This window comes from Asticcacaulis sp., assembly GCA_024707255.1.
Lineage (GTDB): Bacteria > Pseudomonadota > Alphaproteobacteria > Caulobacterales > Caulobacteraceae > Asticcacaulis.
On record JANQAC010000001.1, the window covers coordinates 2,073,627 to 2,093,664 of the forward strand.

Consider the following 20,038-nt stretch of genomic DNA (forward strand, 5'->3'; position numbering starts at 1 on the left):
TGACACTCTCAAACAAGGAGACCGAAATGACCGTCGAACTGACCTCCCTGCATGGCAAGCGTATCCTGGTTACAGGCGGGACGACCGGGATCGGGCGGGCGACCGTCGCCCAGTTGGCGGAGGCCGGCGCCCGCGTGCTGACGTTTGGCCGCCATGAGCCGGAACTCCAGGATCTGCTCGAAAACGCACGGCAATACTCGGACACTGTCTACGGCCTGGTCGCGGATGTGTCGTCGACAGATGGCATTGCCAAGGAATTCACTGAGGTGGATGCGCAGCTGGGCGGTCTCGATATCCTGATCGCTAATGCGGGGCTGAGCGTGGAGGGCGCGCAGGATACGCCTGACTCAGAATGGCGCAATGCCGTTGAAACGAATTTCCTCGGCTACATCGCCAGCGCCCGTGAAGCGATCCAGCGGTTCCGGACGTCAGGCGGTGGTCATATAGTCTTTGTGGGATCCATCAGTGCGGAGGCCCAATCGCCGGGAACCAGCGTCTACGCCGCGACTAAGGCCGGGGTCGAGACTTACGCGAAGACGTTGCGCAAAGAGGTTATGGAGGAGAATATCAAGGTGACCCTCGTTGAGCCAGGTTCGGTGGGCGCCGACATGCAGGAGAAAAGTCCCGAAGAACAACGTGCGGCGATTGAGAAGCACGAGATGCTGTATGCCGAAGAGCTCGCCGATACGATTCTGTTCGCCTTGACGCGTTCCCCGCGCACAAATGTTTCGGTCGTGCGTGTCGAACCAAGAGTTCAAAAAAAGGGCTGACGGTGTATGTCGTGGAGATATTTCTGCCAATTGCCGACAACGCGGGGCGGGCGTTTCCTCGCCATCTCTATGATGAGCAGAAGGCAAAGCTCGCGGAGGCCTATGGCGGCTTAACCGCATTCACGCGGGCGCCGGCGGAAGGTATCTGGGGACAGGATAAGACGCGGGACGATATCGTTATCTTCGAGGTTATGACGGCCTCGCTGGACAAAGCCTGGTGGCAGTCCTATCGGCAAACACTGCAGGGTCTTTTTCGGCAGGACCAGATTCTGATCCGCGCCACGCAGTCGGATCGCCTATAATGGTTGTCGGCGGCTCGCGCCGCTGTCGCTGAAAGCGTGCCGTTTTTGATCGACGCGGCGCGTAGCGATATAAATATTGGAAACTTATGCCGTGGAGGTCATTTGAGACAGACCGAGCCAAAACGGATACGGGACATAACCAATAACGGATCACAGGATGTCAGCAAAAAAAGGGTTTGAAAACGCCGAGGGTTATCTCGCGGCGATCATAGACTCTTCGGATGATGCGATTATCGCCAAGACGCTCGAGGGGATTATCACCGCGTGGAACCCGTCTGCAGAACGTGTATTCGGCTTTTCCGCAGATGAGGCTGTCGGTCACCACATTTCCCTAATCATTCCCGAAGACCGCCTGGACGAGGAATATATCATCCTGGGCAAGGTCAAGGCCGGCCATCGCGTCGATCACTTCGAAACCATCCGCCGCGCGAAGGACGGCACCCTGATCGATATCTCATTGACCGTCTCGCCCATACTCGCGGATGATGGCAGGATCATAGGTGCGTCCAAGGTTGCCCGCGATATCCGTACGGCAAAAAGCGCTGAACGCCTCAGCGCTTACCTGGTGGCGATCATTGAGTCTTCGGACGATGCGATCGTGAGCAAGAATTTGGATGGAATGATCACATCGTGGAATCCGTCCGCCGAGCGCATTTTCGGCTACTCGGCGGAGGAGGCTATTGGCAAGCATATCTCTTTGATCATACCCCAGGACATGATCGACGAGGAATATGCCATCTTGGGACGCGTCAAGGCGGGCGAGCGGGTCGATCATTTTGAAACGATCCGGCGGGCCCAAAACGGTGATTTGCTCAACATCTCGCTGACCGTGTCACCGATCCGCGACGGCGCCGGGCGTATAGTGGGCGCATCCAAGGTGGCGCGCAATATCACCGAGCAGAAGCGCACCATCGAAGCTCTGGCCGAGGTGAGCAAGCGTAAGGACGAATTTTTGGCTAACATGAGCCATGAACTGCGTACGCCGCTTAATGCTATCATCGGCCTTACGCATTTGCTCAGCCATACGGAGGCCCTGACGCCAAAGGGGCAGCAGTTCCTTACTATGATCGGTCAAAGCAGCGATAGTCTGCTGGCGCTGATCAACGATCTGCTCGACTTCTCAAAAGCGGAAGCCGGGTCTTTCCAGTTCGAGCGTGTCGATTTCCACCTTATGGAACTGGTAGAGCGGGTCGTACTGATGCAGGAGCCGGCCGTTAACGAGAAAGGGCTGAAACTGAGCGTCGAATATACCGGCTATCTTCACGACCGTTATGTTGGCGACCCGTTGCGAATTCAGCAAATCCTGACCAACCTGCTGGCGAATGCGGTAAAGTTCACCGAAAAGGGCGGCATTGATCTTTCCGTAGGGATTATTCACGCCGACCTTGACCGGACGCGATTGGTCCTGAAAGTCTCCGATACCGGTATTGGGATCGCGTCTGAGAAACTGCCATTTGTGTTTGACAAGTTCATGCAGGCCGATGCGTCTACGGCGCGGACACATGGCGGCTCGGGGCTGGGCTTGAGTATCTGTCAGGGACTGGCTCAGGCCATGGACGGCACGATTTCCGTGGTCAGCACGCCCGGTCTCGGTTCCACATTCACGGTGGAAATTGAGGTCGGCAATAGCCCGGACGCGCAGCCTATCGCGAACCGGTCCGCTCTGCCCGACAAGAAGAATGTCCTGATCGTCGAGGACTTCGAACCCAACACGGTTGTACTGGCCGGCCTCCTGGATAGCTGGGGATACAGCTACGACATCGCTCGCAATGGCATGGAGGGTGTCAGGTGCGCCGAGCGCGTCGCTTACGACGTTATTCTCATGGATGTTCAGATGCCTGGGATGGACGGATTTGAATGCACCCGGCAGATTCGGGAGATCGAGGGCAAAACAGGCAAGGACCGGACGCCGATCGTCGCGGTGACGGCGCATGTCTTTGAAAAGGACCGCGCCCTGTGTCTTGCGGCGGGCATGGACGCCTTCCTGCCCAAGCCCTTAAAACCCGCCGCGGTCCAAAAGATACTGGCTGAGGCAATCAAGCGGCCAGCGGCCGTGGGTTAGACTTCGGACGCAGGCGAGAGGGTGGCCCGAACTACAATATCGTTCAGGACCGCGTTCGGGGACAGGTCGCCGCCGCGGAGCCGGTCCAGTAGCCGGTCGAGGTAATCCACCAGATCGCGATGCGCACAATCATCTACTGGAGGCGCGAAGACCAGCAGTATGAGTCTGCGGGCTTCGACGATATCAATTTCATGATCCATATATCGGTGGATGGCGATAACCAGGCCGATCAGTGCGTCGGGCCGGCGCCCTTCGATGGGGTGCCGGTTACGGTTCTGTTCAAGCGTCACGCCAGCGGCTCCGGGTTGCCGATGGTGACCTCGGGTTTGGCGGCCGTCGGGTCGGCGATTGAGGGGGTTGCGGTGAAAACCATCCATCCGACAACAATCGTCATCATCGCGATGATGACCAGTGCCATCCAAGGCAGCCGCGTCTGCGCAGCGTGGCGGTCGTCGTCGAAGGGGTTCATCGTGGCCATGTGAGCGTCCTTTCAAGCTCAAGAGAAATAGAACTGTGCCGGAATGAGCTATTCGGTAGCGTGCCTGAGGGGCTCACGTCGCTGCGCGGCGACCGTGTCAGCGAGCGCTTCCGCGCTCAGGATCACGTCGCGCGTGTCTGGTGGGTTCGCGCCCGACGGCGTGTCACGACCGTCGGGCGGACTTGCGGCGCCACGGTCAGTACCACCTGCGGCCGAGGTCAGCCCGGTCGCAATGACATAACGGGCCGCTCGCAGCCCTTCGTCATCGCTCAAGGCCTTATCGCCGGTCTGTTCGCGTTGCACGAGTTTGTCGTCTGTCCCCTCAGGTGGAAACGGATCAGCATTGCCGTCCTCCGACATGGCCTGCGCGTGGATTGCGAGCTCGATCGAGGGGGGCGGTGTATCGCCGTGATGCACCGAAGCGGGCACGTCACCGGTATAATGGTTTCCACTGGACATTTGAGCACTCCTTCAGAGTTAGACTTGCGCCAACGTGTCTAGGATTGCCGTTCGAATTTCTTGCGGACATGTAAAGGCGCGATACGGGGGCGGTCGGCGCCGTATTTATTCGATTCTTTTGGTATGCCGGACGAGCTTTCCGTCATCGGCACGCAAGCGCGCATGGCGTGGCCGACGCGTTTAACTGGGGAGGTTTATCTGACGAAGGCGCGACGTCGGTCGCGCCTTTTTCACGTCCGGACGTGGATCGCCTGTCAAATAGACGTTATCCGAAGCTGCCGACCATATGGGCTAGGTTCCTTACGCCATCCTTATCGTGCCGGGCTGGAACGGCATATCGTACTAACGCGGCGAGCCACATCTATAGCGAACGTAATCGCACGTGTAGTCATCCTTAAAATCGAAGAGAAATCGAGATGTCAATTGCTGACACCCCGCGCGCCGTGACTGACGGGTCAAGGCGAGACTGTGTCGTGCTCCTGCACGGACTAGGAGAGTCGCCCTTTACAATGGGGGCGCTGGAGCTCGCGCTAAGACGCGCAAACTATGACGTCGCCAATATCGGCTATCCTTCCACATCGGCGCCGATCGAAACCCTTGTAGCCAGACATATCCGGCCATTGTTCGATCGCTATCGCGACGCGGGAAGGCTGCACTTCGTGACCCATTCGCTTGGCGGTGTCCTCCTTCATGCGGCAATGAGCGACTTTATGCCGGCTAACCTTGGTCGGGTCGTCATGACTGCCCCGGGGCTAAAAGGCAGCGATGCCCTCGAACTCTATCGGCGTAATTGGCTTTTTCGGATGATGTTCGGACCGGCAGCGTACCAATCGGGCACAGGTGATGATACATTTGCTCACGTCCTCGAGCAAGACGCCAGATATCCTCTTGGTGTTATCGCCGGCTGCGTTTCACTCGATCCCATCGCCAATGTGGTCATTCCCTGGCCGCACGATGGGAAGATCAGTGTTGCACGGACCCGCATTCGCGGAATGGCGGATCACATCGTCCTCATGACGCCGCATGACCTCACGGCCAGCGACCCGCTCGCTATTGCGCAGACTTTGCATTTTCTCGCCCACGGGCACTTCCTGCATCTGCTCCGGCCAGGGACGGCATCGGTCGACGTCAAGGCCGCCTGATTTCACTATTCGATTCCTGATTTTATAAATTCACACGAGGCTACAATGTCTAAAAATACCAAACCTGCCACCGAGGCAGACACGTTTACTTCCGCGACCTTTGTTGACGTCGCCGTACCCCAGGGCAATGGCGGCGAGACCCATCAGCAGGCGGAGGAGGGCGTTCCCGTACTGACGACGGCGCAGGGTGCTCCCTTCTCCGATGATCAGAATTCCCTGAAGGTCGGGGCGCGCGGACCGGTCGCGCTTGAAGACCACCACATGCGCGAAAAAATCTTCCACTTCGATCATGAGCGCATTCCAGAGCGGGTTGTGCACGCGCGCGGCTACGGCGCCCATGGGTTTTTTGAAACCTATGACTCGCTGGCCGACGTGACCTCTGCCGATCTCTTCCAGCGAGCCGGCGAGCAGACCCCGGTCTTCGTTCGGTTTTCGACTGTCGCCGGTAACAAGGGTTCATTCGACCTCGCCCGTGACGTGCGCGGCTTTGCTGTAAAATTCTATACCCAGCAAGGCAATTGGGATCTGGTCGGCAATAACATACCGGTCTTCTTCATCCAAGATGCCATCAAATTCCCCGACCTGATCCACGCCGCGAAGGATGAGCCCGACCGTGCCTTCCCGCAAGCCCAGACGGCGCACGACAACTTCTGGGACTTCATCTCGCTAATGCCCGAGTCGATGCACATGATCATGTGGACCATGTCCGATCGCGCCATTCCGCGCGGGTTCCGTTTTATGGAAGGCTTTGGCGTCCATACTTTCCGCATGGTTGACGCGAATGGCAAATCGACGTTCGTCAAGTTCCACTGGAAGCCCAAGCTGGGCATGCAATCGGTGGTATGGAACGAAGCCGTCAAGATCAACGGCGCCGATCCGGACTTCCACCGTCGCGACCTCTGGAATGCCATTCAGTCAGGCGACTTCCCTGAATGGGAACTGGGACTCCAGCTCTTCGACGAAGACTTTGCCAATAAGTTCGATTTCGATGTGCTCGACGCCACGAAGCTGATCCCGGAAGAGATTCTGCCAGTGCGTATCGTCGGCCGCCTGGTTCTTAACCGCATGCCGGACAATTTCTTTGCGGAGACGGAACAGGTCGCCTTCTGCACCTCCAATATCGTTCCCGGCCTTGATTTCACCAACGATCCGCTGCTGCAAGGCCGCAACTTCTCATATCTCGACACCCAGTTGAAGCGGCTGGGTGGGCCGAACTTCACTCATATTCCGATTAATGCCCCGAAGTGTCCGTTCCATAACTTCCAGCAGGACGGTCATATGGCGATGACCAATCCGAATGGAAGGGTCAATTTCGAGCCCAATTCCTACGGCCTCGACGAAGGTGGTCCGCGCGAAAGCGGAGTCGGTTTCAAAACTTTCCCCGAGCCTGTAGAGGACGGCGCGGCCAAGATGCGTACCCGTCCTGAAAGCTTCGCCGATCATTATAGCCAGGCGCGCCAGTTCTTCATCAGCCAGACCGAGATTGAGCAGAAGCATATTAAGGATGCCCTGGTGTTCGAACTCAGCCGCGTAGAGCGTCCGGCGATCCGCGTGCGTGTCGTCTCGCATCTGCTGAACATCGATCAGAGCCTGGCGTCCGGCGTTGCTACCGGTCTTGGGCTGAAAGAGATGCCGGCCCCTGCCGACGCCGCCAAGCCGACACGAGAGGATCTGCCGGCTTCCGATGCGCTGAGCATCCTGAAGAATCCGCCCCCGTCTTTGGCCGGCCGCAAGATCGGCGTCCTTTTTGTCGGATGGCGCCAGCGCCGAAGTGTTCAATGCCATTACTGCTTCTGCCGACATGAACGGGGTCGTCGTTGAGGTTATTGCCCCGATGATCGACGGCGTCGAACTGGATGACGGGACACGGGTCAAGGCGCACTACAAGATCGACGGCGGACCGTCGGTTCTTTTCGATGCGGTTGCCGTTCTGTTGTCGGCCGAAGGCGCCAGCCTCCTCGACAAGAAGGCAGCGGCGCGGGACTTCATTGCCGATGCCTTCGCCCATATGAAGTATATCGGCTATTCGGCTGAAGCCTTGCCACAGCTTGAAAAGGCAGCGGGTGGTCTCGACGAGGCTTGCATTGAGCTCGCCTCAGCCCCGGCGGTGAATGTCTATTTTCAGGCGTTGACGGCGCTGCGCTATTGGGCGCGTGAACCCCTCGTCAATGCCATCTAGGCTTCTCCGTCTTAAGTCCGGTCGCTTGCCGTTTCCCGATACTATCGGCTCGTCAAGCGACCGACAAACTTACATGTCTTGGCCTAGGCTCACGGCTCAATTCAAATCAACGCACAGGCACTCCGATGAAAAAGATCATTTTGACCACGACGGCGGTTGCGTTCGCGGCAGCGCTGGCCAGTTCTGCCGCGTTCTCCCAGTCCAAGCCGACCGATGCCCAGAACGCAGACGCTGCGTCTATAACCAGTTCCGCTGACACCTCGACGACCACGAAAAAAGACAAGAAGGCGCATGTGAAGGCCGCGAATTCAACGACGGCCGATCTTAACAAGCAGCAGGCCGATACATCTGTAAGCGCCACAGCGACGGACGGCATGGCGTCAAGCGCGGCATCGGTACCGCCGGTAACGGAAAGCTTGCCAGGCGATCAAAGCAGTAGTTCGGCCAGCACGTCGGCGGCCAGCACAGTTTCTGACGAGCCATCGGCCGCTCCGTCGGAATCCGCCTCGACCAGCGCTGAACCTAAACCGGTCAAATAAGCCGTTAGTGGGTCGCGAATGCTTGCCCATCTGCGGGCATTCTGCGTCTCATCCAATTTGTTTTTCGACCGGTTTGCGCACGCTTTAAGAGTCTATTGTGCGTTGGCACTCAGCTTTGCCGCCCGGAAGTCTCGAAGCCCAGAATTGCCTCCGCTCTATCGATGAACGCGCGATCGTCCAATTGCGAGGGGTGGAATAACGGTCGGTAAAGGAAAGGTATTCACACGCTAGGCGGCGATACAGTCCCGGATCGACCCATAACCAACTATATCCCGACGCGCTGATACCGCTGTTGAAGTCAACGTGCTCGAAGGTATGTGCCCCTTTCTGCAGGGCGAAGGCTTTGACATCCCGTTCCACGTGAAGGGGCAAGTCCGCCGCATACCGCTTGACCTACTGAATGAAAAAGCGTTCGCCCTCGGGAAAAGTAATCGACAGCGCATTTATCACCGCCGTGCCGACTGGATCATTACCCATCCACCAGCGAGCCATGTGGGCGGAAAATTCGGCGTCGAGCGATCGCGGGGATATTCAGGTCGGTGGGGAGAGAGAGACATGGCAGGCACTCACTATTACTGACCTTCAATTACTCGAAATTGCGCCCAAGGCTTGTCAAACACCGCCTTTAGACCACCGCGGTGCATTACACATGTTGAACTTACCTTAGCTCTGCCATGGTGGCGTAAAGTGAAAGGAGCATGACATGACGCCGGCCGCCAGAAAGTATCCGTTTCTCTATCGGAACGGTCTCTCGATCTTCGCTCTGGCTTTTTTCCTGATTTTTTGGGCGGCTCAGGCCTTCACCGGCTGGTTGGAGCATAACCAGGATCTGCAAGAGAAGGGCGGGACGGCCCTGGCATTTGGGGCGTATCTGCTAAGCGGCAGTTTCGCTGAAGTCACCTTCGAGAACTGGGAAAGTGAATTTCTGCAGATGTTCCTTTATGTGCTGGCGACTGTGAAGCTACGCCAGATGGGCTCATCGGAATCGAAGGCGCTAGACAAGCCTGAAGATGTCGATGCGGAACCAAAGGCGGCGCCGGATGCACCTTGGCCCGTCAGAAAGGGCGGATGGGTGCTAAGCCTGTATAAGCGTTCTCTCAGTATAGCATTTCTGCTGCTGTTTCTGGCAAGCTTCGGTCTTCATGCGGCCGGCAGCTACGGCGATTATGTCAACGACGCGCATTTGAAACATGAAGTGCCGAAAGCATTCATCGGCTTTCTGGGCGAACCGCGGTTCTGGTTTGAATCGTTTCAGAACTGGCAAAGTGAATTCCTCGCGATCGCATCGATCGTACTGTTATCCATCTGGCTAAGGCAGTTCGGCTCTCCGGAATCAAAGCCCGTGGATATGCCTCACTCGGCAACGCCCTGACGCATTTCGTGAAGTCGATCGCACCCTTAGGCCGTCAAAATATGGGTTTATGGTCCCTGCGGTGCACGCTGCCAGCCACCCAGACTATGGCGCAGGTCGACAGCAGGATAGTTGACACAAGGCCAGCGATGCCAAGCAGACCCGTCGGCGTGACGCGCACGGACGCGCGAACCATGAGCGGGTTATTTTGTATGACGAATTCGGCAGCCTGCTCGTCGGATCGGGCAATGTTAGTCATGACATCCATTCGGTAAATCGGTTAGCGGTGGTGGCCCGTTCTTAGAAGATCCAGCATGTCTTCCAGCAGGTCCGGATCAACGGCTTTAACGAGGTGAAGGTCGAAGCCATGCTCGTCCGTCTGACGGCGCGTCTCTTTGTCGCCCCTCCCGGTCTGGGCGATGATCTTCACGTGACTGAACTTGGGATCGGCGCGCAGCCGGGCGCACACCTCAAGGCCGTTCATACCGGGCATGGCGATATCCAGGAGGACGACATCAGGCTGAAACTCAATGGCGACCGTTAAGGCGCAGGGCCCGTTCAGGCATGTCCGGACCTCGTCGCCCAGGGCTTCGATCGCCCAGGATACGCTTAAGGCAGATGGTTCGTTGTCGTCCACGACGAGGACGCGCAGCCTCGTATTGTCCGAACCGGTCACGGTGATCGCAGGGTCTTTTCGAAAAGGAATTGGCACGGCGCTTTCCCATGATCATACGACAGGTGTACTGCCACAGGCCCAGCCTAGCGTGGCGGGCATAAGAACGAAGGGTGGTGACATCCGAGCATCTGCAAAATTTGAGTAGGGAGGCGCCGCGCATCCCGGGGTCATATCCGTATGGAAAATTGATTTCGCAAAATCAGTTGTCGAAATACGCATCCAGGAGAGACTTTATGATCGAACATTCCGCTTCAAGCGCCAGCGCGTCTATTTCCTCCGGCACTGCCCTCTGTATCCAGAGTGGCAGTTTGCGGCGCGGCGATGGCTTGCGTGTCGACCTTGCCGGCGACGGGCGGGCCAAGGCTCGCATCGAACGCTTCGACATGACCGGACTTTACCTGTCCGTGGAAGGGCAATCGGTTAAATGCCGGCCATGGCGCAAGGGCGATATGGATCTGACGCGCTGCCGCGGTACCAGTTCGCGATTTACTGTTGAGACGGTAACAGCTTCAGACGTGTTCGCCTGATACGGGCCATGCCGACCGCCCGCGTATGCAATCCAAACCTTGTAATCTTATACTCTTCTTACGGTAGGGTCGCAGTCCCCATACGTCGGTCTTACGTTGAATATGTCAAGCCTGTGCAGGGCTGTTTGCCAGCGGCATAGGGCTGACCGGCATGATCAGGCTTGTGAGGAACTTCCTATGTTTCATAAGTTCGCGATTGCGACTTCGTTTGCGTTCGCTCTGGCCATCGCCGGTTGCGGAGGGCCCGTCAAGGACGACAAGGTGGCCGACTTTGTGCAGAAGGCGTCCATCGCCAATCTGTTTGAAATCAAAACAAGCGAACTGGCGCTGCAGCGCGCCGTCAGTGCAGACGTTAAGGGCTTCGCCCAGGAGATGATCACGGACCATACCAAAGCCGGGGCCGATCTGAAAGCTGCGCTCGAGACGGATCACAATTCAACGCAGCCCGCCACATCCCTCGATGAACCTCACCAAAAGATGCTGGACGAATTGACCGCGGCCGCGCCGGATGCGTTTGACGACAAGTATATTGATATTCAAACCAAGGCCCACGACGAGGCCCTGGGTATATTCAAGGATTATGCGGATGGTGGCAAGGACGGTCCTGTCCGCCAGTTTGCTGCAACGACACTACCTGTCTTGCAGACCCATAAAGACCACGTGAAAATGGTCGACGATGCCACCCATGCCGGGAAGACGGATCCGTCAGCTTCGGCAGACGGTTCGTCGACGTAAAGATCGCTTTGCGTGCTGCGGACGCCGCAGCACGCAACGTCGTCATGCCTCGCGGCAGTGCCGTGTGAGCGCATTACCAACATCATACATCAGGTAGGGCGCGCTAAGTCCTGAACAGCCGGTGCGGGGCGGCCGCGCAGCGCTGCGGGAGGACCCTCCCCAGTTAGCTGAGGCGGCGGCAAGAAACAGCTCCAGATCTTCGCTTAGGCGCCTCAACGTCTCTTCGTGCGCAACCTTTTCGTCTGCAGAAGGTCTATTGGTTTTTTCGGCCCAGAGTCTGGCTGTCAAATCGTCCATGTCGTCCTCCCGAATTTACATCCTGTTTTTCGTGCTTGAGTGCTGCTCTTCATCCTAGTCTCAAGGAGATAAGTCGGCGCGGTGAGTAGTGAGCCGAATCGCAAGAAGTCCGTAAAGGTCGAACGCTGCGTGCTGATGGACAGTGAGTGCAGGGGGCCTGCACCCTTGACACTCAGGCTTCGCCATCCACATAACATCCATATGGATGGTAAATGGATGGAAAAATTGTCAGTTGAGAAATCGAAACAGCCTGAGACCGAGAAAATTACCATCAACCTGGGTTATGTAGACCTGGGTCAGATCGATCTGTTGATATCGGAAGGGTTTTATTCGAACCGCAGCGATTTCATCCGCACGGCCATCCGCAATCAACTGGATCGTCAAGGCGAGGCCGTTCGGCAGTCGATCGTTCGGCGTCAACTCGACCTGGGCCTGCGGGTTATCACTCGTACCGATCTCGAGGCATATCAGTCTCGCAATGAACGACTGTCGATCAAGGTGGTTGGCCTGGCTACGATTGCCGCAGATGTCACACCGAACCTGGCGCTCGCCACTATTACCTCGCTCGAGGTTTTAGGCGCGCTTCAAGCGTCTCCTGAAGTCCGCGCTGCGTTAAGCGATCGTATGCGCTGATGGGCGTCCCACATCACCAGTAAGAGTTAGACATGAAGCTGAACATCGATATGGCCGAGGCCACGCGCTTGACCCGAGAGGGCCGCCTGGCCGAAGCCATGGCCATTCTCCAGGGCGGGGGACCGCCGGAACCAGAAGTGCGTGCGCCGGACAAGAGGCCGCATATTGAAATGACGCAGTCCAGCGACGGGCAATGGCGAACGGCGTCGGAAACGGGCGCGTCCCCGACCGACGAGGCGCCCCGGTCCGACACCAAACCCCGGATCGACCTCAGCGCATTGGTCGGCAGGTTTCGAGGATCTATGAAAACAGCGCACGGGCACGCCGTCCCGGACGTCCCATTGGGCGCCACGTTTGCTCGGCACACAGTGGCCGACGCCGCACGCGGGGGACGTTACAAGCTTTACGTGCCCAGCACATATTCGGCAGACCCGGCGGCCTTAATGGTCATGCTGCACGGATGCACGCAGAGCCCCGATGATTTTGCCATCGGTACCCGCATGAATAATCTGGCGGAGGCGCATGGCTTCCTCGTCCTCTATCCGGAGCAATCGGCGAAGGCCAATATGAACCGGTGCTGGAACTGGTTCAATACCGCTGACCAGGGGCGGGATTCCGGTGAGCCCGATTTGATCATGCGAATGATCAGGCAAGTCATGAGCATACACCGCATCGACCCGGGAAAGGTTTTTGTGGCAGGGCTATCGGCGGGCGGCGCAATGGCGGCAATTTTAGGGGCGCGCTATCCCGACCTGATTGCCGGGGTGGCGGTTCATTCGGGTCTCGCCGTCGGTGCGGCCCATGACATGCCCTCCGCATTCGGCGCAATGAGTCATGGAGCCGGCAAAATATCGTCGGCGCGTCTGGCCGTTCGGACGATTGTCTTCCATGGCGACGCCGACGGAACAGTGCACATTCGGAACGGCCAGCAGGTTGTCGATCAGGCGATGAGTGGGCGGGCACTAACACGGGCGGCGACCGACGGCCAGGCAGGCAACGGTCGCTATTCCCGAACGGTCTATACTGACGGTGACGGCGTAGCGGCGATTGAATACTGGATGCTTCATGGCGCGGGCCATGCCTGGTCAGGTGGTGACGCGGGGGGATCCTATACTGATCCTAAAGGACCGGATGCAAGTCGCGAGATGGTTCGGTTTTTCCTCGGCGAAAATAAGATCGGCTAGGCCAAACGCAAAATACCCCCGAGGGGCTCCGGGGTATTCGGCGGCGTGGTAAGAGGGCAATTATACCGCGTCGCGTTGGCGGCCGCCGATGGCGCCGGCGACTGAGGCAATGAAGGCGCCGACCACGAGGGAGATCACGAGAGCCCATGAGGCGTAGGTGGCAGCTTTCCGCGCGGTTTCGGCGGCTTGGGTTGCTTTCACCTTTGCGGCATTCAACTGAGACATGGCCTGATCGACCCGGGCTTCGGCGGCCGGCTGCGTGAGACCTGTCCTCGCCGAAATCTGACTGGCGAGGTAGGCGCGGTCGTCGGCTGGCAGACTGCCGTCGGCCACTGCCTTGACAAGAATCTCGCCACTCTCTTCGGTTGGGGTGGGTGAGCCGGCGACGGCGGCACCGCGATAGAGGCCGTTGATGTAATAGTCGAGGTTAGCCGGCGATGCGTCCGCATTCTGTGCCGCCCCGGTCGCCGCTCCGGCCGCGATTTTGGCTGCAGCATCGCCGCCGGCGCTGACTGTGCCGGTTGCGATAACGGCCGTGAGGCCCGCAACAAAGAGGGTCGCAACGGCCCAGCTCAGGAAACCATGTACGGTATCCCGGAAAAAGACTTCATCGCTATGCGTATCAGCCCATTTCACGCGGCTCCTGCCGGCGAGATAACCGCCAAGTCCTGCGGAAATCCACTGGGTGACGACAAACCATATGGCGAGCCCGGCGCCGAGGGTCGTCCCGGTCGCTGGCGTCAGATGCCAAACGGAAAACGATCCGAACCCTAAAGCCGTGCCCAAAGGTATGAGCACAAGGGTCGCCGCGGAGGCTGCCACGCCACCGCCGAGAATGGCGGCCCAGTGGATGCCGGACTTGGTGGATTCCGAATTGGGGGCCGTCAGGTCCCGCGTGTCGACGGCTGTATGAATGTCCATCTGTGTGATCAGCGATGGAACAGCAAAGCGAGAATGATGATGACCGGAATGGGAACGCCCAACAGCCAAAGCAGAATACCCTTACCCATGATCAACTCCTGTTTTGAGATAAAGCACAGGCATACGACGCAAGACACGCGTTTAAGATGCCGAATAGCCGTTTGGAATACAAAGAGTTAGTAAGGTGCGTAGGTCGGCCGGCCAGATCTGCGCCGAAACCTGCCCGATGCGTGGTGGCATTATTGCCGGCGCGCTACATCGTGATCGTTGTGGCGACAAAACGACTTGTGTCTTTTTGCGTGTGCCTTCACGATGCACGAAGTGGAGTAGACTATGGACGTGCCTGAAATCGATCTGAACCAGTGGCTGAGCGCCGTGATCTGGCGCTGGACGCAGCAGGACATTGATATGGAAGGCGTGCGGTCCGAACTGTTCGATCTGGTGAGACTGCTGGTCGATGTGGAGGATCTCGAAGCGCTGAATGTCTATTTCGACGTGCTGTTTCTCAGGTTTGAAGCCGGACAGGCGAATGTCGAGCAAACGGTCACCGCGTTTATTCAGCTCATCGAGTCGCTGAAGCAGCCCCGCGTCAGGTAGGGGCAACGGCGGACCGACACTCGCCTTATCCTCCGCTTACACGTACTGTGTGCGATGCCCACTGAAACCGAAGTCGGCCTCGCCTAGTTTGCCGCGTGTCTGCGCATAGCAAGTGCCCGGCAGTCGGGGTGAATCGAACCATCTTTAGCAACATGAAGACACGATCGGGCTGATTTATGGAAGACATCTACGACTGCGTAGTGATCGGTGGCGGACCGGGTGGGCTCACTGCCGCCTTGTATCTCGCGCGGTTTCGGCGGAAAATCTTAGTCATCGATGCCCGGGAGAGCCGGGCGGCGCTAATCCCCGTATCGCATAATTTCCCTGCATTTCCTGACGGGGTGACGGGACGCAGCCTGCTTTCGCGGTTACGCGAACAGTTGGAGCCCTATGCGATCGATACGCTGGCAGAGAGCGTTGTCGCGCTTGAGCGGCGAGCAGAGGTTTTTCGTGTCGTAACGGCGACGCGAACCGTCTTAGCGCGACGGATTGTCATCGCGACTGGCATTGCGGATCGCGGCATGTCGGGTGAAAACTGGCGGCTCGGTATCGAGGCGGGGGGATTGCGTCTTTGCCCAATCTGCGACGCCTACGAAATCATCGACAAATCGGTTGCGCTTCTGGCGAGAACCGAGCACGCCGCGTCGCACGCCTTGTTCTTGAGGGATTATACGGACAAACTCACGGTATTTCACGTCGGCGCAGAAGCGGCGTTCGCCGCAGACGAGGCAGTCGCTCTCGCCAACGCCGGCATTACGATCGTCCATGATGTGGGCGCGGGCGTCGCCGTCGACGCTGCGGGGCGGGCAAGCGTTCGGGCCGGCAATGCAGTCCGGTCATTCGATACGGTGTATCCGATGTTCGGATGCCACCCGCGCAACGAACTGGCCAAGACGCTCGGCGCCCAATGCGACGCGGAGGGCAAACTCCTGGCGGATCCCTATCAGGAAACAACGGTCCCGGGCGTCTTTGCCGTCGGAGATGTTGTCAGTGGACTGAACCAGATCAGTGTGGCGGTCGGGCAAGCGGCGATTGCGGCAACCCACATCCACCACGGCCTGCGCGACCAGACCGTAAGCTATTAAAGGGCCTGGTCGCCTTCACCATGAGTCAGGATGTCTTGAGCGAATCCGGTGGCGGCCTTCAGCCATTATGGTAACCATGGCGAGACCGGAGGACGCAATGGATATCGACGAAAAAAAGGCGTAGGCATTTTCGGATTCGAACGTTCGAAGGATCGTCGGAAGAAGCCGGCGATGGCCTTGTTGGCCGTCTCTATTCTCGTGATCATATTTGCCGTCTGGTTTGTCGTGATACGTCACTAAGGTGTCGTGGCTTTCCTTATCCCGCCAGACTGTTTGCAGACAAGGTGTCGCATCGCATCCTGATGCCCAGCGTCTTACCCTTTGAGGGTCGGATCGACCGCCAGGGAGATGCGTCCGCGCCGCGCGTTGCGCCCGCGGCCGTTCGGTCGGTTCGATCCATTCAAATTGGAGAGTCTCGTGAACCGTAAATTGACCCGCCGCGCCTCGCATGTTTTGAACCTGTTGCCGGTCGCGCATGGGCTTATGCGCACAACGCCGTCGGCGCACCTGCTTACGGCGGCCGCCGTCGTCAGGCATCCGATTGTCCGCCGGTTGGCGACCGGCCTGAGCGCAGCCGCCACGGTCGGACTCGCGGCATTTGCCGTCGCCGCGTTCGTCAAAGGCCTGAAAACTAGATCGACAAATCGTACAAGCGGTAAGACCGCAGGGCTCGAAAGATCATCCGTCACCTGAATTGCGTATAAACGCGGCCTTGGGTTATCCCGAAGCCATCACCACGCCGATCATGATCGCGGCATAATGCGCCGCCGCGCCGGCCAGCACGTGTCCATGCCAGATGGCGCGCCGAAATTTGAGGCGCTTCAGCATAAACAGGACGGCGCCGAGGGTGTAAACCAGACCGCCACCGCCGAGCAGGGCGAGTGCGGGAGCCGGTGTTCCCTGGACAAGCGGTTTGATGGCGATCACGATTATCCAGCCTAATACCAGATAGAAACTGGTGACCACGATATCGCCCATGCGTGGCACGAACATGCGGATCAGCACCCCGACGAGCGCCAGGCTCCAGACAGCCGCGGTCATTGCCCAACCCCAGGTGCCGTGCAGGATTTGCGTGGTGAACGGCGTGTAGCTGGCGGCAATCATCAGAAATATGCCGGCATGGTCAACCCGGTACAGATAGGGCTGCCACCGCGCGTGAGAAAAATTATATGCGGTGGAAAAGACCAGCATTGCGACCAGTCCGGTTGCATAAACGGCAACGGCGGCGACCCGCCCGAGGAGGCCATGGCTAACCGCAAGGCCTATCGCAGCGCCGCCACCAAATAATGCCAGGGCGAGTGCGAGAATGTGGACGATAAGGTCGGCGGTGCGTTCTGACGCGGTCGGGTAGTGCGGTTCTGCCCCCACGGCCCAGTCCGGCGCTGGCTGCGACGGCGTCAAAGAATCGGGGACGCCAGACGGTGACGAATTTATATGCATGACCAGATCCACTCTCAGGCGCCAAGATCGCGGAGCCGGTAGGTCCTCCCACACCTAATCTGGTGGGACGGTCAGCAAGGGCAGCGCAGTTCAATATTTATAAGATACGGCGCCACCGCGTAAAAAATCGATTGTCATTGATGATTCAGCATCCCGTATCTCTATCGTTAACGCCGTTCCGACAAGTGTTAACTCACTGATCGCTTTGATATTTTGGGAATGGGTTAATGTACCAACAGATGTGCGAACGTTTAGTGAGCATGCGGATTGCCGGTAAGTCGGCTCAGGTCTAGCTTCGAAGCCAGGTCGATAAGTTGGCCTGTACTCATATTTCCGCGGCCGTCGACGTGCCACAGCGGCGACGAAGCAAGGGGATTAATATTAAAGCCCGCGTTCCGAAGCCTTTGAACGATCTTTGCCACGCTGTTCGTCATCTTCCGTCTCCACTGCACCGATCGTCGTTTAGGCCGAGTCGCGCGGCTTGTGGAGTCACGGGTGGTGCCGCGCGTCGCTGCGTTTCGTAAGAACCGCGACGGTGACGGCGAGCCCTAGACCGAGAGCGAGTTCAAGAAGCGGCCGTTTAAGGGCTGTGCCGTCGCCGCGGATGTGCCGGCTTACGCCGGGACGTTCTGGGCCCTCGGGTTGAAAGGTTTCACCCATGGCGCGTCCATAGGCTTGCGTGACCTCCGCGCCGAAAAAGATAATTTGGGTCGAATAATAGATCCAGACCAGAAGGACGATGAGCGAGCCGGCGGCGCCATAGGTCGAGCTTAGGGCGCTGTGGCCAAGATAGATGCCGATCAGGGATTTTCCGCCGGTAAAGAGCAAGGCGGTGATCAGGGCACCGATCCAGACATTGTTCCAGCGAAACCGGACGTCCGGCAAGACCTTGAACGTGACGGCAAAGAGGATAGTCGACACCAGAATGGAGATGACGACATTTCCTGCCGACAGGACAAGGGCGGGCGCCGTGCCCTGAAAGGCGCCGGTGATGGCCGCCAGAAACGAGGAGATGGCGAGCGAAAGCAGAAGCAAGAGACAGATGCAGACGATCATGCTGAAAGACAGGAGACGTTTCAGGAGGAACTGAAAGGGCGGTGTATGCGTTTTGGGGACGTTGAAGATTTCGTTCAGGGCGCCTTGAAGCTGGGCGAAAAAGCCGGAGACGGAAACGAGCAGCGCTCCGAACCCGATCACTGTGGCGCTCAGACTTGAGTGTTGATTGCGCGAATGGGCGATTACATCCTGAATAGTCTGCGCGCCGGAGCGACCGACCATGCCCCCGATCTGGTTCACGACTATGCCCGAGGCGGCCTCCTGGCCCAGGATGAGGCCTGCGACGGAAATTACGATGAGGAGCAGTGGTCCGAGGGAGAGGACGCTGTAAAAGGCGAGGGCGGCGCCGTGCCTTGGCGCGTCGTCCGCTTGCCAATCCTTGACGGCGTCTTTTAGGATTTGGGTCAATAAGCCGATGGTGAGTTTCTGTTGCATCTGAGCAGCCCGCAGTGATGTCTTGCGGTCGAGAGTAAACCCTGCATGGGTAAATATGCGCTGCGGATTGCTTGCTGAAAGGATGAGGCGGTCGTGAAGCCTTCCAGCATTAATCCAGCTGGGTCGACATATAAATTGCCCTGTCGCCATCCGAGCCATCGGCTACAGGTATGTGGCGAACCGGTTCGGGCACATCACATTCCGGCCTGACCCGCCATCCGAGATGCTCGAAGAAGCTCTCGGCATGTTCTGTCACGAGCCATAACTCCTTCGTGCCCAGGTGCCGCAACCTTCCCTCGGCCAAGCTGATCAGACCGGCGCCATAGCCCTGGTCCTTGTACTCAGGGGTGACCAGAACCGACCGCAAAACCGCGATAGCGCCATGGTGCTCGACGCCAACGAAACCGGCCGGGCAACTGGCCGGGCCCAGACGCCAGAAACTCTGGCGTTCGGTCCTCGCTTTGTAAGGTTTCAAATGTTCGGAATGCAAGGCTGACTTCAGCCCGGCGTCCGATGCATCAATTTCGAAGAATTCGTTAAAAGCAATCATACCAACCGCTGGGCTAAGTGCACGCTCACCTGATCAGGTCCAGCAGGCGCCAAAAGGGCGCCATCCGTGAAGTGTGAGGTGGCCGCCATAAGAAAGCGATGCAAGCAGATATCCTCACCTGTTGGAGAGTGATGGTGTGTGTCGACCCCAGACGGAAGATATATGCGTTCTCTAATATTTCCGTCGCCTATCCATATCGCTTGCTGACAGGGGTTCTGAAACTAATGGCGCGAGAGGAACCGTCATGATTATCGAAAGCAGCGCAAACATTGTTCGGGCGGATATCGCTAGAATGCTCGTCAGCTACAAGGTGCAGCTGGACGACCGGATCGGTGCCACCTATGACCTGATCGAATATCTTGCCCTGCGCATGTCCGAGCGATCCGACGTAGATGTCTTCAATCTTACGATCTTTGTTCAGCATGAACTCGACAAGTTTATGTTCGCGGACGGAAGTTACCCCGATACCATTGAAAACCTTGCCAGGGTTGCCTTCGCTATAAAACTCGGCGGCGCCGAATTTTACCGCGCCATATCGTCCGCATCTGTGTGCTTCGGACAGCGCGTGCGCAGTCAACGTAGCCTTTGACGGATGACAAGAGATGGACGGACGCGGGACG

Annotated in this window: 25 protein-coding genes; 16 read left to right on the top strand and 9 right to left on the bottom strand. The window is 58.1% G+C overall.

Annotated elements, in window-relative coordinates:
* Positions 1-26: 26 nt before the first annotated feature.
* The 3 genes from NVV72_10245 to NVV72_10255 all read left to right on the top strand — a co-directional run bounded on the left by NVV72_10245 (position 27) and on the right by NVV72_10255 (position 3,134).
* Positions 27-770 (top strand): SDR family oxidoreductase, encoded by a 744-nt coding sequence (locus NVV72_10245; GenBank protein ID MCR6659696.1) that lies wholly within the window; start codon positions 27-29, stop codon positions 768-770.
* A gap of 11 nt (positions 771-781) precedes the next feature.
* Positions 782-1,072: a hypothetical protein gene (locus NVV72_10250; protein ID MCR6659697.1), complete on the top strand. Its 291-nt coding sequence runs from the start codon at positions 782-784 to the stop codon at positions 1,070-1,072.
* A gap of 157 nt (positions 1,073-1,229) precedes the next feature.
* The gene (locus tag NVV72_10255; protein ID MCR6659698.1) at positions 1,230-3,134 is read left to right on the top strand and encodes a PAS domain S-box protein; all 1,905 of its coding nucleotides are present in this window, start codon (positions 1,230-1,232) and stop codon (positions 3,132-3,134) included.
* Here NVV72_10255 and NVV72_10260 read toward each other — a convergent pair.
* From NVV72_10260 to NVV72_10270, 3 genes are read right to left on the bottom strand one after another with little or no spacing between them, the layout of a single operon-like run.
* Positions 3,131-3,424: a hypothetical protein gene (locus NVV72_10260; GenBank protein MCR6659699.1), complete on the bottom strand. Its 294-nt coding sequence runs from the start codon at positions 3,422-3,424 to the stop codon at positions 3,131-3,133. The two genes, NVV72_10255 and NVV72_10260, sit on opposite strands and share 4 nt — an antisense overlap.
* Positions 3,421-3,612 (bottom strand): hypothetical protein, encoded by a 192-nt coding sequence (locus tag NVV72_10265; GenBank protein ID MCR6659700.1) that lies wholly within the window; start codon positions 3,610-3,612, stop codon positions 3,421-3,423. The genes NVV72_10260 and NVV72_10265 overlap by 4 nt, the downstream gene beginning before the upstream one ends.
* A gap of 48 nt (positions 3,613-3,660) precedes the next feature.
* Complete coding sequence (locus tag NVV72_10270; protein ID MCR6659701.1) at positions 3,661-4,071, bottom strand: hypothetical protein; 411 nt, start codon at positions 4,069-4,071, stop codon at positions 3,661-3,663.
* A 509-nt stretch (positions 4,072-4,580) separates the two neighbouring features.
* On the opposite strand from NVV72_10270, the gene NVV72_10275 reads away from it, so the two are divergent.
* From NVV72_10275 to NVV72_10290, 4 genes are all read left to right on the top strand, one after another.
* Complete coding sequence (locus NVV72_10275) at positions 4,581-5,213, top strand: hypothetical protein (protein ID MCR6659702.1); 633 nt, start codon at positions 4,581-4,583, stop codon at positions 5,211-5,213.
* 45 nt (positions 5,214-5,258) lie between these two features.
* Positions 5,259-7,034, top strand: coding sequence for a catalase (locus NVV72_10280; GenBank protein ID MCR6659703.1), 1,776 nt, complete (start codon positions 5,259-5,261; stop codon positions 7,032-7,034).
* A complete protein-coding gene (locus tag NVV72_10285) occupies positions 7,015-7,392 on the top strand; it encodes a hypothetical protein (protein ID MCR6659704.1) in 378 nt (125 codons plus the stop codon). The genes NVV72_10280 and NVV72_10285 overlap by 20 nt, the downstream gene beginning before the upstream one ends.
* 125 nt (positions 7,393-7,517) lie before the next feature.
* Positions 7,518-7,931 carry a hypothetical protein gene (locus NVV72_10290; GenBank protein ID MCR6659705.1) on the top strand — a complete coding sequence of 138 codons (414 nt, stop codon included), beginning with the start codon at positions 7,518-7,520 and terminating at the stop codon, positions 7,929-7,931.
* Positions 7,932-8,324: 393 nt separating this feature from the next.
* On the opposite strand, the gene NVV72_10295 is transcribed toward NVV72_10290, so the two are convergent.
* A complete protein-coding gene (locus NVV72_10295) occupies positions 8,325-8,462 on the bottom strand; it encodes a metal-dependent hydrolase (GenBank protein ID MCR6659706.1) in 138 nt (45 codons plus the stop codon).
* A gap of 172 nt (positions 8,463-8,634) precedes the next feature.
* Between NVV72_10295 and NVV72_10300 the strand changes: the two genes are divergently transcribed.
* Positions 8,635-9,303: a hypothetical protein gene (locus NVV72_10300; GenBank protein ID MCR6659707.1), complete on the top strand. Its 669-nt coding sequence runs from the start codon at positions 8,635-8,637 to the stop codon at positions 9,301-9,303.
* 259 nt (positions 9,304-9,562) lie between these two features.
* Here the strand turns inward: NVV72_10300 and NVV72_10305 are convergent, their stop codons facing one another.
* Complete coding sequence (locus NVV72_10305; GenBank protein ID MCR6659708.1) at positions 9,563-9,994, bottom strand: response regulator; 432 nt, start codon at positions 9,992-9,994, stop codon at positions 9,563-9,565.
* Between the two features lie 197 nt (positions 9,995-10,191).
* On the opposite strand from NVV72_10305, the gene NVV72_10310 reads away from it, so the two are divergent.
* The 4 genes from NVV72_10310 to NVV72_10325 all read left to right on the top strand — a co-directional run bounded on the left by NVV72_10310 (position 10,192) and on the right by NVV72_10325 (position 13,334).
* Positions 10,192-10,485: a hypothetical protein gene (locus NVV72_10310; GenBank protein MCR6659709.1), complete on the top strand. Its 294-nt coding sequence runs from the start codon at positions 10,192-10,194 to the stop codon at positions 10,483-10,485.
* Positions 10,486-10,662: 177 nt separating this feature from the next.
* Positions 10,663-11,220, top strand: coding sequence for a DUF4142 domain-containing protein (locus tag NVV72_10315; protein MCR6659710.1), 558 nt, complete (start codon positions 10,663-10,665; stop codon positions 11,218-11,220).
* Positions 11,221-11,682: 462 nt separating this feature from the next.
* The gene (locus tag NVV72_10320) at positions 11,683-12,150 is read left to right on the top strand and encodes a CopG family transcriptional regulator (protein ID MCR6659711.1); all 468 of its coding nucleotides are present in this window, start codon (positions 11,683-11,685) and stop codon (positions 12,148-12,150) included.
* Between the two features lie 32 nt (positions 12,151-12,182).
* Positions 12,183-13,334, top strand: coding sequence for a PHB depolymerase family esterase (locus NVV72_10325; GenBank protein MCR6659712.1), 1,152 nt, complete (start codon positions 12,183-12,185; stop codon positions 13,332-13,334).
* 60 nt (positions 13,335-13,394) lie between these two features.
* On the opposite strand, the gene NVV72_10330 is transcribed toward NVV72_10325, so the two are convergent.
* Complete coding sequence (locus NVV72_10330) at positions 13,395-14,255, bottom strand: hypothetical protein (GenBank protein MCR6659713.1); 861 nt, start codon at positions 14,253-14,255, stop codon at positions 13,395-13,397.
* Between the two features lie 333 nt (positions 14,256-14,588).
* Between NVV72_10330 and NVV72_10335 the strand changes: the two genes are divergently transcribed.
* The 3 genes from NVV72_10335 (at position 14,589) to NVV72_10345 (ending at position 16,630) form a co-directional block, all read left to right on the top strand.
* The gene (locus NVV72_10335; GenBank protein MCR6659714.1) at positions 14,589-14,852 is read left to right on the top strand and encodes a hypothetical protein; all 264 of its coding nucleotides are present in this window, start codon (positions 14,589-14,591) and stop codon (positions 14,850-14,852) included.
* 176 nt (positions 14,853-15,028) lie between these two features.
* Positions 15,029-15,937: an NAD(P)/FAD-dependent oxidoreductase gene (locus NVV72_10340; protein MCR6659715.1), complete on the top strand. Its 909-nt coding sequence runs from the start codon at positions 15,029-15,031 to the stop codon at positions 15,935-15,937.
* Positions 15,938-16,354: 417 nt separating this feature from the next.
* Positions 16,355-16,630: a hypothetical protein gene (locus NVV72_10345; GenBank protein MCR6659716.1), complete on the top strand. Its 276-nt coding sequence runs from the start codon at positions 16,355-16,357 to the stop codon at positions 16,628-16,630.
* Positions 16,631-16,654: 24 nt separating this feature from the next.
* Here NVV72_10345 and NVV72_10350 read toward each other — a convergent pair whose 3' ends face one another.
* The 3 genes from NVV72_10350 to NVV72_10360 form a co-directional block, all read right to left on the bottom strand.
* Positions 16,655-17,305: a hemolysin III family protein gene (locus tag NVV72_10350; GenBank protein ID MCR6659717.1), complete on the bottom strand. Its 651-nt coding sequence runs from the start codon at positions 17,303-17,305 to the stop codon at positions 16,655-16,657.
* A gap of 561 nt (positions 17,306-17,866) precedes the next feature.
* The gene (locus NVV72_10355; protein ID MCR6659718.1) at positions 17,867-18,868 is read right to left on the bottom strand and encodes a YihY/virulence factor BrkB family protein; all 1,002 of its coding nucleotides are present in this window, start codon (positions 18,866-18,868) and stop codon (positions 17,867-17,869) included.
* A gap of 109 nt (positions 18,869-18,977) precedes the next feature.
* Complete coding sequence (locus NVV72_10360) at positions 18,978-19,418, bottom strand: GNAT family N-acetyltransferase (GenBank protein ID MCR6659719.1); 441 nt, start codon at positions 19,416-19,418, stop codon at positions 18,978-18,980.
* A 244-nt stretch (positions 19,419-19,662) separates the two neighbouring features.
* On the opposite strand from NVV72_10360, the gene NVV72_10365 reads away from it, so the two are divergent.
* Positions 19,663-20,007 carry a hypothetical protein gene (locus NVV72_10365; protein MCR6659720.1) on the top strand — a complete coding sequence of 115 codons (345 nt, stop codon included), beginning with the start codon at positions 19,663-19,665 and terminating at the stop codon, positions 20,005-20,007.
* Positions 20,008-20,038: the final 31 nt, after the last annotated feature.